General features: G+C 32.5%; 11 protein-coding genes and 1 pseudogene. 11 read left to right on the top strand and 1 reads right to left on the bottom strand.

Features of this window, described 5'->3' with window-relative positions; translation table 11 throughout:
- Positions 1–19: 19 nt before the first annotated feature.
- The 8 genes and pseudogenes from ACZ267_RS01690 to galU all read left to right on the top strand — a co-directional run bounded on the left by ACZ267_RS01690 (position 20) and on the right by galU (position 8,444).
- Positions 20–432 (top strand): annotated as a pseudogene (locus tag ACZ267_RS01690) (DUF2188 domain-containing protein).
- Positions 433–693: 261 nt separating this feature from the next.
- Entirely contained in the window at positions 694–1,392 is a 699-nt protein-coding gene (locus ACZ267_RS01685; RefSeq protein WP_047211093.1) for a GTP pyrophosphokinase, read from the top strand.
- Between the two features lie 158 nt (positions 1,393–1,550).
- Positions 1,551–2,423, top strand: a complete 873-nt coding sequence (locus ACZ267_RS01680) for an alpha/beta fold hydrolase (protein ID WP_047211092.1) — start codon at positions 1,551–1,553, stop codon at positions 2,421–2,423.
- A gap of 98 nt (positions 2,424–2,521) precedes the next feature.
- Positions 2,522–3,244, top strand: coding sequence for a MerR family transcriptional regulator (locus ACZ267_RS01675; RefSeq protein WP_047211091.1), 723 nt, complete (start codon positions 2,522–2,524; stop codon positions 3,242–3,244).
- Positions 3,245–3,391: 147 nt separating this feature from the next.
- Positions 3,392–4,072, top strand: a complete 681-nt coding sequence (locus tag ACZ267_RS01670; RefSeq protein WP_002450423.1) for a GntR family transcriptional regulator — start codon at positions 3,392–3,394, stop codon at positions 4,070–4,072.
- 24 nt (positions 4,073–4,096) lie between these two features.
- The gene (gene gntK / locus ACZ267_RS01665) at positions 4,097–5,635 is read left to right on the top strand and encodes a gluconokinase (protein WP_079448985.1); all 1,539 of its coding nucleotides are present in this window, start codon (positions 4,097–4,099) and stop codon (positions 5,633–5,635) included.
- A gap of 122 nt (positions 5,636–5,757) precedes the next feature.
- Positions 5,758–7,116, top strand: coding sequence for a gluconate:H+ symporter (locus tag ACZ267_RS01660; protein WP_047211089.1), 1,359 nt, complete (start codon positions 5,758–5,760; stop codon positions 7,114–7,116).
- Positions 7,117–7,577: 461 nt separating this feature from the next.
- Positions 7,578–8,444: a UTP--glucose-1-phosphate uridylyltransferase GalU gene (gene galU, locus ACZ267_RS01655; protein ID WP_047211088.1), complete on the top strand. Its 867-nt coding sequence runs from the start codon at positions 7,578–7,580 to the stop codon at positions 8,442–8,444.
- Positions 8,445–8,878: 434 nt separating this feature from the next.
- On the opposite strand, the gene ACZ267_RS01650 is transcribed toward galU, so the two are convergent.
- Positions 8,879–10,516 carry a phospho-sugar mutase gene (locus tag ACZ267_RS01650; RefSeq protein ID WP_079448984.1) on the bottom strand — a complete coding sequence of 546 codons (1,638 nt, stop codon included), beginning with the start codon at positions 10,514–10,516 and terminating at the stop codon, positions 8,879–8,881.
- An 854-nt stretch (positions 10,517–11,370) separates the two neighbouring features.
- On the opposite strand from ACZ267_RS01650, the gene ACZ267_RS01645 reads away from it, so the two are divergent.
- From ACZ267_RS01645 to ACZ267_RS01635, 3 genes are read left to right on the top strand one after another with little or no spacing between them, the layout of a single operon-like run.
- A complete protein-coding gene (locus tag ACZ267_RS01645) occupies positions 11,371–11,523 on the top strand; it encodes a hypothetical protein (RefSeq protein ID WP_171991394.1) in 153 nt (50 codons plus the stop codon).
- A gap of 19 nt (positions 11,524–11,542) precedes the next feature.
- Positions 11,543–12,259, top strand: a complete 717-nt coding sequence (locus tag ACZ267_RS01640; RefSeq protein WP_047211086.1) for a D-ribitol-5-phosphate cytidylyltransferase — start codon at positions 11,543–11,545, stop codon at positions 12,257–12,259.
- A complete protein-coding gene (locus ACZ267_RS01635; protein WP_058714552.1) occupies positions 12,252–13,277 on the top strand; it encodes a ribitol-5-phosphate dehydrogenase in 1,026 nt (341 codons plus the stop codon). The genes ACZ267_RS01640 and ACZ267_RS01635 overlap by 8 nt, the downstream gene beginning before the upstream one ends.
- Positions 13,278–13,295 lie beyond the last annotated feature (18 nt).

Below are 13,295 nucleotides of genomic sequence, written 5' to 3'. Positions count from 1 at the left end.
AACTAGGAGATGAAATGCAATGCCTTGGACTATGGAAGATTATCCTCAAAGCCTAAAGAATTTAGACAAATTAGAACAAAAAAAGCAATTGATATTGCTAATGCTATGCTAAAAGATGGTTATAAGGAATCAGATGTGATTCCAATAGCAACACAACAAGCTGAAAAATGGTATAAACAAGCATCTGAAGAAGAACTAGAAGAACTCAAAAATAAACACATTACACAACATCAACAAGATAAGTCAGCGCAACCAGAATTAAATGAAAAGCCAGTTCATGTATATTTCGAAGATAATGAATGGAAAGTGAAAACAGAAGATGCAAAACAAGCATCTGATACATTCACATATAAAAAAGATGCTATAAAGCGTGCCAAACATATTGCAGACAATAAAGACACTAAAGTAGTTGAACATCAAAAAGATGAATAGAATGACTAGAGGTTGAGACATAACGTTTTTGTGCTCTGGGAAACCGATTAACGGCGTCCCAAAAGCAGGATTATCGGCAGAAACTCTCACGATTCGACAAAATTTGGAAAACAATTTTGCTCATCGTTCGGTTCTGCTCAAATCCTAAACGCTTTTGTCCCGACCTCTTATTGTTTACGACTAAAGTAGGTAATGCAATTATTTCTTATTCTCATTGAACTTCGATATAATGAAGGGGATAAAAGAGATGGAGGAAATCATATGTATGTAGAGAGAAAACCATCATTATACCTTGAAGACTTGAGATACGAATTTAAAAATAGTTTGAGTGCTATTCAAAATGGTGATGAGGCATTTGATATTTTAGTAGGATTTGTTGAACTCGATCACACTTATTCATCCGCACTTAAAGAAATAAGTACTAAGTTAAGCATTTTAGATGATAATTTCAATCATAGATATAAACATAATCCCATACACCATATGGAACGACGTGTTAAAGAGATGGGGAGTTTAGTTAAGAAACTTAAACGGAAAGGTTTAGACATTAGTGCACAAAGTGCTAGAGATCACATTATGGATATCGCTGGTATTAGAGTGATATGTAATTATATGGATGATATTTATGTTATTGAAGAGATGTTATTAAAACAGGAAGACGTCAAATTAATTAAACGCAAAGATTATATTGAACATCCTAAAGAAAATGGTTATCGCAGCTTACATATTGTGGTATCGATTCCTGTATTCTTAGCAGATTCTGTAGAAATTATTCCAGTAGAAATTCAAATTAGAACCATTGGTATGGATATGTGGGCGAGTCTAGAACATAAAATTCGTTATAAAAATAATGCAGATACTGAAAAATATAAAGGTTTATTAGAACAATGTGCAACAGAGATTACCGATGTAGAAAGTAAGATGCAACAGATTCATACTGAAATATCTAAGGATGATTAACGTCACCCTTAATGAAAGATGAAATAAAGTAGTAGGTCGCCAATTTACTAAAGCATGACGACTTACTACTTATTTTTATGTAAAAAGGATTTTAATTAAAGTAATATGATAAAATATTTAATATATATAATATGATTTTTGAGAATTAGAGGGTTAAGATGAATAAGCAAAATTTTAAAACACAACTATACCAATTAAATAATTATGAAAATGAACAAAGTGAAGTGATATATGCAGGTAATCCCAATTCTAAAGAGGTCATCGTCTTTATTCATGGTGCATTACTTACGTATAAGATTATGACCATGTTTGCACCATACATGAGAGAATACAAACTGATATTTATCAACTGTCCTAGTAGAGGTAAGAGTTCTGAAATTGAAAGAGATAATCACACATTAGATGACTATTCAGAACGTGTTTATGATGTATTAAGTCAGATTGTGACTGAGCAACAATTGTCAGAAATAAAAGTAGTTGGTTATTCTATGGGAGGTATGATTGCTACACGTTTATTGAAATTTAATACACTGCCCATTTCTCATTTGATTTACCTAAACAGTGCTGCGAAAATCACACCAGATGGTAGCATGTTAGCACGCTTATTTACGTCAGATAGTAAGCGAGATATTTTAAAAGATGAAATTAATGCAGTGAAAAATTTACCACAATACATACTCGATAAAACCATTTTTGCGCAAAAAGAAAATGCGATTGAACTATTTCAATTCGTCGCACCAATCAAGACAATTATCACAGATATTTTGTATACGATTAATGCTGATTACCTACCAGATATTGAAGAAATAGAAACATTTCCGAAGATACTATTCATGTCTGGTAAAGAAGATCAAATTATTCCATATACAGATTCATTAGCTACGTTAGAACAATTCAAAGCTTATGGTGGCACAACAAAAGAAATCGTATATGAAGGAATAGGGCATCTTGATTTTCCAAGTGTGCTAGAAACAAAACCAGACCAAGAATTAGGTGTTGTAGATCATATCAAACAATGGATTCAAGAATAATATAAATAAGTAGACAACCGGTAGTCTTAAAATGATATTTTTGTATTGATTATGACGTAACGTCATCATTTACATTGTGAGTAGGAGGTGAATGATCTATGTCTTATTATACGACGGGAGAAATAGCGGAAAGATGTGAGGTTTCAGTAAGAACTGTTCAATATTATGATCAAAAAGATATTTTAAAACCTAGTCACATGACAGAGACAAATCGACGTATGTATTCGAAAGGTGACGTGAAACGTCTAGAATTGATTAATTTATTAAAGCAATTGGGATGTTCTTTGAACGACATTAAAACGTTGCTAAAAGAAGATAGCACTATGAACACGTTGAACTATATACTAAGTATGAAAGAAGAATCCCTATCGCAAGAAGTAAATGATAAGCAAAACATCATAAAGAGTATCAAAACCATTAAACAATATATAGATACGCATTCTGTATCGCCTATTCAAAAATTAACTGACATCGAGCGTATGGTACAAGCATCAACTCATATTCGGGATATCCATAAAAATATTTTTATAACAGCTGGGTTGATAAGTATTGCTCAGTATACTGGTATCATTAGTTCCATTATTTTAAAAAGTAAACATCCATTGCTTACAGTGTCTCCATTTGTTATAAGTTATGCTATAGCGCTAACATACTATTATGCTAAAAAAGTGGCTTTTATATGTCCGAATTGTCATACACAATTTCATCCAACATTAAATCAATTAGTCACTGCTAAACATACATTAAATACACGACGGCTGGAATGTACAAACTGTCACAAAATTAATTATTGTATTGAAACACCTGCTCAATCTTCATAATTTCGTAAAGATTTTAAAGCTTCGATGACTGAAATAATCGAGGCTTTTTATTATTTTAGTTAAAGTAAGCGTTTGCAAAAATGTATATCATGTACTAATATACTTGTATACAAGTATAGAACGACGAATGAAAGTGCGGTGTGAGCTATGACATATGGCTATCCAGAACAATGGAAACGACATTTAACTACAGGTGAGGCGATAGCTGCAGAAATAAGATTAGGCATTATTAAAGGTGATATTCAAGCAGAAACACTACTGACTGAAAATCAAATTGCTAAACAATTCAATGTGAGTCGCTCTCCTGTTAGAGATGCATTCAAGCTATTACAAACAGATCAACTTATTCATTTAGAACGAATGGGGGCGCAAGTCTTACCTTTTGGTGAACAAGAAAAAAGGGAACTTTATGACTTACGCTTAATGTTAGAGTCTTTTGCCTTTTCTAGATTGAGATCACAAGATACACAACCGATAGCTAAAGAAATGAAAAAGCAGCTCGAAATGATGAAAGTAGCAGTACAATTTGAAGATGCTGAATCGTTTACGAAACATGACTTTGAATTTCATGAAGCCATGATTTTAGCTTCAAACCACCAATACCTCAGAACATTTTGGAATCATTTGAAACCTGTGATGGAGTCACTCATTCTCCTATCGATGAGACGCAGAATGTCAGAAGATCCTAATGATTTTGAACGTATACATCGAAATCACAATGTCTTTGTAGATGCAGTTGAAAATAAAAATGCTGAAACGTTAAGACAAGCCTTTCATTTAAACTTTGATGATGTAGGTAAAGATATAGAAGGATTTTGGTTACGCTAATTTTTAGAAAGGAAGAGATAAGATATGAAATATATGATTGGTGTCGATATTGGTACCACAAGCACCAAATCAGTACTTTATGATGAAAATGGACAATTCATTATGAAACATAACATTGGGTACGAATTGCATACACCTAATGTCGATGTGTCTGAAGAGAATCCAGATGAATTATTTGATGCAGTATTGATGACCGTCAAATATGTCATCAGAGAAGCCAATATCGCTAAAGAAGATATTAAATTAATCTCATTTAGTGCCCAAATGCATAGTTTAGTTGCGATGGATGAACAACATCAACGCTTAACAGAGAATATTACTTGGGCAGATAATCGAGCAAGTAAATATGCTGACCAAATTAATCAACAACATGATGGTTTTAATATTTATAGAAGAACAGGTACACCCATTCATCCAATGTCACCATTATCGAAGATATTTTGGATGAAACATGAACAACCGGATATTTTCAATCATACTGCCATGTTTGCTGATATTAAGACATATATTTTATATCAACTATATGAGACATATGTTATCGACCACTCCATGGCTTCAGCTACAGGTATGTTCAATCTGGAACAACTTGATTGGGATGACGACGTATTAAATTTATTAGGTATCACACGTCAGCAGCTACCAGAATTAGTGCCCACAACACATATTTTAAAAGGAATGAAAAAGCGCTACGCCACATTAATGGGTGTCGATGAGAATACGCCTGTAGTAATTGGCGCGAGTGATGGTGTGTTATCTAATCTGGGCGTGAACAGTTACCGAAAAGGTGAAGTTGCCGTTACTATTGGGACATCTGGTGCTATTAGAACCGTCATTGATAAACCAAGAACGGATGATAAAGGTCGAATTTTTTGTTATGTCCTAACAGATGAACATTACGTAATTGGTGGACCAGTTAATAATGGTGGCGTCATCTTAAGATGGCTTCGAGATGAGATATTAGCAAGTGAAGTCGAAACAGCCAAACGCTTAGGTGTTGATCCTTATGACGTATTAACTCAAATCGCCAGTCGTGTTAAACCAGGCGCAGATGGCTTAATCTTCCATCCTTATCTTGCTGGAGAACGTGCACCATTATGGAATGCCGATGCACGTGGGTCATTCTTCGGCTTAACACTATCTCATAAGAAAGAACATATGATACGTGCTGCCTTAGAAGGCGTTTTATACAATCTATACACAGTTTATCTAGCTTTGATAGAAGTGATGAATGAAACACCAAGTACAATCAAAGCGACAGGTGGATTTGCTAAAAGTGAAATTTGGCGCCAAATGATGGCGGATATCTTTGATACGCATTTAAGTGTGCCAGAGAGTTACGAAAGTTCATGCTTAGGTGCATGCGTGTTAGGTATGAAAGCACTCGGTGAAATTGATAACTTCTCAATAATTGAACAAATGGTAGGTACGACAAATGAACATCAACCAGATTCAGAAACAGTCGATATTTATCAACAACTTGTAAGTATCTTTATCAATATTAGTCGCTCTTTAACCGACACGTATAGTGAGATTGCCGCATTTCAACGACAGCATATGAATTGATTTTAAGCAGTGCCAGACAAATGTAGTATTGCATAGTTAAGTCACAACGTCACTTTGCCACTTTCGAATTCGAGCAACTTTGTAAATGAGAACAGACATATTATAGGAAGAAGGGGAATGCCATGTTTGCAGAAATTTGGCCATTAATTAGCGTTGTTTTAGGAATTGTGATCTTATTAAGTTTAATTATCTTTTTAAAACTGAATACCTTTATCTCTTTAATCATTACATCAATTGTTACTGCTTTGTTATTAGGTATGCCACTGGATAAAATTATGGAAACTGTAGAAAAGGGTATGGGTGGTACATTAGGACATATTGCACTTATCTTTGGACTAGGCGCCATATTAGGGAAGTTACTTTCTGATGGAGGTGGCGCAACACGTATTGCCGATACATTAATCGCCAAATTTGGCCAAAAACATGTACAGTGGGCGATGCTCGTTGCTGCATTTATCGTCGGTATCGCTTTATTCTTTGAAGTGGGATTAGTGTTATTAATTCCATTAGTATTCACAGTAGCCAAACGTGCTAATGTATCTACACTTAAACTTGGATTACCAATGGTTACAGCATTATCAGTGACACATGGTTTCTTACCGCCACATCCTGGACCAGTAGTTATAGCTAAAGAATTAAAAGCGAATATTGGTCATGTACTCCTTTACGGTATTATTATTTCAATTCCTGTTACTTTAATCGCAGGACCATTATTTAATAAAATCGCACAAAAAATCATTCCATCTGCATATGGTAGAGAGGGAGATATTTCAGCATTAGGTGCTCAAAAGGAATTTACTGAGGAAGACATGCCAGGATTTGGGATTAGTATTTTAACAGCAATATTACCAGTCATCTTAATGCTTATTTCAACATTAGTACAACTTATCACAGGACATGATTCTCCTAAAAATGCATTCGAATCAATCATTTATTTAATTGGGAATGCTGGTACAGCCATGTTAATTGCAGTTATCTTCGCTATATTTACAATGGGTGTATTAAGACATAGAAAAATGGAAAATATCATGGAATCAGTTACTCAAGCAATTTATCCAATAGGCATGATGTTATTAATCATTGGTGGTGGCGGTACATTCAAGCAAGTACTTATTGATGGTGGCGTAGGTGATACGATCGCCAAAATGTTCGAAGGTACACACATGTCACCAATTCTACTTGCATGGATTGTTGCTGCAGTACTAAGAATTGCACTAGGTTCTGCAACTGTGGCCGCCATATCTACGACAGGTATTGTGATGCCATTATTACAAGCTTCAGATGCCAATGTCGCACTTGTTGTGCTAGCAATCGGTGCAGGAAGTGTGATTTTATCTCATGTGAATGATGCAGGATTCTGGATGTTCAAAGAATATTTCGGACTAACAGTTAAAGAAACATTTTTAACATGGTCATTACTAGAAACAATCATTTCAGTTTCAGGCATCATCTTTATCTTATTTATTAGTTTATTTGTATAACATTGGGGATGTAACTACCGGCTGGAAACAGTCGGTAGTTTTCTTTACACATTATTGTGTATATACCACTAGTAATGACTATTACATATATTGTTAAGGTGTTTATCAAGCACATTCGAGCGAAAAAATAAACCCGTCTTACTGTGAATAAGACGAGTTTAAAAGCAGTTTGTGTAAAACATATGAATTGAGTTAACGCTCAAAATATGTTGCTTAGTTTTTCCACCTAGTGACTAGTCGAATGGTTGCTAGGTGTATTTTTATGCTTCAATTATACTAAGCCATCGATTTGATTGCAATAAACAGAGAATGAAATAAAGTATATGATAAGTTTTGGTCAATTAAAATCAAACGTTAAAATAGTGTGATATTCATAATATAGGTATAACTAGGCACAATGTTTATTTAATGATAAGATAAATGCGATTGAACATCATTAATTTAAGGAAGGGGTAGAGACTTTGAAACAAATAAAAAAAGCCATTATTCCAGCTGCTGGTTTGGGGACAAGATTTTTACCAGCAACGAAAGCAATGCCAAAAGAAATGTTACCCATCTTAGACAAACCAACAATTCAATATATTGTTGAAGAAGCATCAAGAGCGGGGATCGAAGATATCATTATCGTTACAGGTAAGCACAAACGTGCGATTGAAGATCATTTTGATAATCAAAAAGAATTAGAAATAATTTTAGAGAAAAAAGAAAAATATGATCTATTAGAAAAGGTTCAATACTCAACAGATTTAGCTAACATCTTCTATGTTCGTCAAAAAGAGCAAAAAGGTTTAGGTCATGCAATTTATACAGCACGTCAATTCATTGGGAATGAACCATTCGCTGTATTATTAGGTGATGACATTGTGGAATCAGACACACCAGCAATTAAACAATTGATGGATGTTTACGATGAAACAGGTAAATCCGTAATTGGTGTTCAAGAAGTAGCTGAAGAAGACACACACCGTTACGGTATTATTGATCCATTAGCAAAATCGGGTTTACGTTATGAAGTTAAGAAATTCGTAGAAAAACCAAAACAAGGTACAGCACCATCTAATTTAGCGATTATGGGGCGCTATGTACTAACACCTGAAATCTTTGATTATCTTGAAACACAAGAAGAAGGTGCAGGTAACGAAATTCAATTAACAGATGCAATTGAACGTATGAACGCCGAAAGCCAAGTATACGCATACGATTTCGAAGGTGATCGTTATGATGTCGGTGAAAAACTAGGCTTCGTTAAAACAACGATTGAATACGCATTAAAAGACGAAGATATGAAAGACGATTTAAAAGTATTTATAGAGCAATTGGACTTATAAAAGTAAATTGAGAGCGGGATAAAATTAACATTTTACTAAAATTCATTTCGTTCCCCGCCTTTGCAAGGTTGAGTAAATTGAAAAAGCTTGAGATATTAGAACGTCTGTATAATTCATTACTTAGACGGTTTTATGCATGAACTTTAAATCATATATACCTTTTAGATTTATCTCTACACTTGAATTTACATCAACTACTGTATATATTATTGAAGCCTGAGTTATTTATTTTGTTCCAGGCTTGCTTTTGCTTTATTTCAATTCTTTGACGAAACATAGATTATCAGTGACGTAAAGTTCGCCTAATGCTTTTAATCTAGTTGTAAAATTACTCGTAAATTAGATATCTATAGAGAGAATTTATAATCATGAATTCTCTCTTAATTGTAATAATACAAAATGCTACTTCCCTAATTGGAAGGGAAGTAGTACGCTTAATTAAATATTTCTTCATTAATTTGTTGTGCTACATCATCGAAATGATCAATCGTTAATGACACATATAATTTAATTTTAGGTTCAGTACCAGATGGTCTTAGGGCAATAAAACCTTCTTTGAAATATATTTTAAGAACGTTTGCTTTTGGAAGTGTGATTGGTGTTGTTTCATTAGTTTGGAAATCAACTTTTTCACCAGTTTCATAATCTTCAATAGCAACAACATCTAATCCATTGATTGTACGTGGTGGGTTGTTTCTATAAGATTTCATAATGTCATCAATAATGGCTTTACCTTTAGCACCTTCAAATGTATGTGAGAATAATTGGTCATTATGACGTCCAACTTGTTGATAAATGTCTTCTAAATCATCTTTTAACATTCTGCCTTCGTTTTTAAGTTCAGATGCATATTTGATGATAAGTGGAACGATTTGAATGGCATCTTTATCTCTAACGAAAGGTCCTGCTAAGAAACCATAACTTTCTTCATAGCCTAATAAATAATTTTGGTCTTCAGGCATATTTCTGATTGCTTCAGCAATATATTTAAACCCAGTTAAAACTTCTTTGTATGCGACACCATGATGGCGTGCCACAGATTTAGCTAATTCACTACTTACAATGGATTGAATCATCAATCTATTATTTAAATGTGAAGTTGCTTTGATTTGATAATTTAATAAAAGAGCGCCGATTTGGTTACCATTATAATAATAGATATTGCTTTCTTGATTGCGTTCAGCTATACCTAGTCGGTCTGCATCAGGGTCCGTACTGATTAATAAATCTGCATTGACTTGATTTGCAAGCTCAATAGATTGATCAAATGCTTTGTGATCTTCTGGGTTAGCACTAGCGACAGAACTGAAATTAGGATCTGGTTTACATTGTGCTTCGACTAAATTAAATTGATTAAAGTTTAATTTAGATAATATTTCAGGAACTACAGGTACACTTGTACCATGTAAACTTGTGAAGACCACTTGTAAATCTGATTGCGGTATATCACCAACTAATGATTGAATTTCTTTGAAATAAGACGCTCTTACTTCATCTGGTACAGATAAAATCAATGATTGTTGTTCATTCGATAATTGAGGTAATTCAATCGTAAGTGGATCACCTAAAGCATTGATGTAATCACTTAATACATTAGAAGGCTCTGTAGATAGTTGTGCACCATCTTCACCATAAACTTTGATACCATTATAGTCTTTAGGATTGTGACTTGCGGTAATCATGACACCAGCATGTGCTTTTAAAAATCTCACAGCATATGATAAGTCAGGTGTTGTACGATACGTATCTGATAAATAAACTTTGATATCGTGACTTGCTAAAATCGTCGCAATGATTTGAGCAAACTCAGGTGATAAATGTCTTGTATCATAGTGAATCACTGCTACAGGTGAGTCATGTTTTGATTTTAAAAATTGCGCTAAACCAAGAGCAACTTTAGAAACTGTGAATCGATTTAAACGTCCTTCACCAAGACCTAATTTACCTCTTATACCTGCCGTACCGAAAGCAAGCGTTGTTTCAAATCCTTCTTGTTGTTCCTCTGAAGATTGTTGATTATAAAAGTCTTTAACTAAACTGTCGTCTATGACGTTAATCCAATTATCTTTCATAAATATAAATTCCCCTTTAAAAAATAATGATGAGACATATAAAATTGAATGCTTAATTTAAAATTAAATATACCATGTAACGGGTATAAAAGTAGTAATGTACGCATGTAAGTTATCCACATTATATGGTATATTTAGAAAGTTGTTATCAAACCAAGAAATTAAAGTTTCGGTATGAATATTTTAAAGAGCTGTTATCTCTTTATATAGAGAAACAAAATATTATTGTAACTAGTTTAGATTTTACTTGAAATTTAAAAAATAAGCTATTTATAGAGAGAAATACTTAGAAATTTGCAGTGAGATATTAAGATAAAATAGTATTTGATGATTAATAACTAATATTGAAAAATTTTATTGAAATATTTTAATTAAGTGACTTTTCATAGTTGTCGAGAACGTGAAAACTTAGATTCCCTTTTTACATGTAATGTAGATTTATTTAGATTGGCTTCTGTTTCTTCATTGTTTGTAAGTATACCTTGTTCAGAAATGATTCAAGATTTTATTAAATCATTTGAGCTGTCTTTTCTAAAACGAATAATGGGTTTATAAGTAGATGGTTGATTCTATGATAACTGCATCATTCTATCACTATTTTCGAGAAAAATTTCAATTCATATGACTAAAAAGTCGATTGACGTAAATTTGTAAAAGTAAAAATAAGTCATGTTATTATTTAAGCATAAATTTTTTTGTATTATTATCTATATTTTTAGTATTGTAAATAAAACAAAGTATTAAAGTCTAATTTCTTTTAAAAAACTAGAAAAGCATTCTTATGATTGTTAAAATATAGTGAGTAAATGAGTAAATTTAAGGAAGGATAAGTACCTTAATAAAAGGGGGAAGGCATGCTTAATTTTGTGGAACGTATACTAGGTTTAATTAATCAATTAATTCTATTACCTTCAGAAATAAAAGAAAGAAAATCTTGTTTGAATTCAGATTTGGAAGAAGAAAAAGAATTTATAAGTTCAGACGAATATGATGATTTCATAGTATAAATAAAAAGGAGAAAAGAATATGAAATATGCTGGTATTCTTGCTGGTGGTATTGGTTCTAGAATGGGAAATGTTCCATTACCTAAGCAATTTTTAAATTTGGATAATAAACCAATATTGATACACACAATTGAAAAATTCATTTTAGTAGATGAGTTTGAAAAAATTATTATAGCGACACCTAAACAATGGATGTCACATACAAAAGATACATTGAAATTAAACAAAATATATGATGAACGTATTGAAGTGATTGAAGGCGGAAGCGATAGAAATGAAACAATAATGAATATCGTTTCATTTATTGAATTAGAACGAGATATTGAAAATGATGATATTATTGTCACACATGATGCGGTAAGACCGTTTTTAACTTACAGAATAATTAAAGAAAATATTGAAGGAGCAATAAATTACGGTGCAGTTGATACTGTTATAAAAGCTGTAGATACGATAGTTACTTCTCAAGATAGTAATATTATTGAATCGATTCCACTAAGAGATAATATGTATCAAGGTCAAACTCCTCAATCATTTAAAATAAATTTATTAAAAGATAGTTATAATGAGTTACCAGATAATAGAAAAAAACTACTAACTGATGCATGTAAAATAATTGTTGAAACAAATGGAGAAGTTAAATTAGTAGATGGAGAGGTTTATAATATAAAAGTTACTACCCCTTATGACTTAAAAGTTGCTAATGCCATTATTAAAGGTGGTATTACAAATGATTAATCAAATTTATCAACTTACATCACCTCGACAATTTGAAATAACATATAATAATACAGATATATTTAGTGAAAATGTTATTGTAAGGCCTTTATATTTATCAATATGTGCTGCAGATCAAAGATATTATACTGGTAGTAGAGATGAGAAAACATTAAAAAAGAAATTGCCAATGTCCTTAATTCATGAAGGTGTTGGAGAGGTTGTATTTGATAGTAAAGGCATTTATAAAAAAGGAACAAAGGTAGTAATGGTTCCAAATACACCGACAGAGAATGATGATGTTATTGCAGAAAACTATTTACCAAGTAGTTATTTTAGATCTAGTGGTTATGATGGATTTATGCAAGATTTCAACTTTTTAAAACATGATAGAGTGGTTCCATTACCGGATAATGTGGATTTAAGTATACTATCATATACTGAATTGGTTTCTGTAAGTTTACATGCAATTAATCGATTCGAAATGAAATCTATTTCCAACAGATCATCATTTGGTATATGGGGAGACGGAAATCTGGGGTATATTACCGCTTTACTACTTAGAAAAATTTATCCAGATTGTAAAATATATGTTTTTGGTAAAACAGATTATAAATTGAGTCACTTTTCTTTTGTTGATAAAACATATCATATTGATAATGTCCCTAACAACTTAACATTTGACCATGGTTTTGAATGTGTGGGAGGAAAAGGTAGTCAATCAGCTGTAAATCAAATTATTGATTATATATATCCCGAAGGAAGTATTGCATTATTGGGAGTTAGTGAAATGCCAATTGAAATAAATACACGATTGGTTTTAGAAAAAGGAATCACATTAATAGGCAGTAGTAGAAGTGGTGCTGAAGATTTTAAAAATGTCGTTGATTTATATATAAAACATCCTGATATTGTAGAAAAACTTTCTTTATTGAAAGGTCAAGAATTTGAAATTCGTAATATTCAAGATTTAACTAATGCGTTTGAATCAGATTTATCTACTTCATGGGGTAAAACAGTTTTAAAATGGACTATGTAATACGAAAGGATGCTAAGA

The organism is Staphylococcus sp. AC872, assembly GCF_979255425.1.
This window is presented reverse-complemented; position numbering and strand designations above follow the sequence as displayed.

Bases quoted from the DNA above. Each gene is read 5' to 3' on its own strand.
- ACZ267_RS01685 (WP_047211093.1), top strand. From the start codon at position 694: ATGTATGTAGAGAGAAAACCATCATTATACCTTGAAGACTTGAGATAC.
- ACZ267_RS01680 (WP_047211092.1), top strand. From the start codon at position 1,551: ATGAATAAGCAAAATTTTAAAACACAACTATACCAATTAAATAATTAT.
- ACZ267_RS01675 (WP_047211091.1), top strand. From the start codon at position 2,522: ATGTCTTATTATACGACGGGAGAAATAGCGGAAAGATGTGAGGTTTCA.
- ACZ267_RS01670 (WP_002450423.1), top strand. From the start codon at position 3,392: ATGACATATGGCTATCCAGAACAATGGAAACGACATTTAACTACAGGT.
- gntK (WP_079448985.1), top strand. From the start codon at position 4,097: ATGAAATATATGATTGGTGTCGATATTGGTACCACAAGCACCAAATCA.
- ACZ267_RS01660 (WP_047211089.1), top strand. From the start codon at position 5,758: ATGTTTGCAGAAATTTGGCCATTAATTAGCGTTGTTTTAGGAATTGTG.
- ACZ267_RS01650 (WP_079448984.1), bottom strand. From the start codon at position 10,516: ATGAAAGATAATTGGATTAACGTCATAGACGACAGTTTAGTTAAAGAC.
- ACZ267_RS01645 (WP_171991394.1), top strand. From the start codon at position 11,371: ATGCTTAATTTTGTGGAACGTATACTAGGTTTAATTAATCAATTAATT.
- ACZ267_RS01640 (WP_047211086.1), top strand. From the start codon at position 11,543: ATGAAATATGCTGGTATTCTTGCTGGTGGTATTGGTTCTAGAATGGGA.
- ACZ267_RS01635 (WP_058714552.1), top strand. From the start codon at position 12,252: ATGATTAATCAAATTTATCAACTTACATCACCTCGACAATTTGAAATA.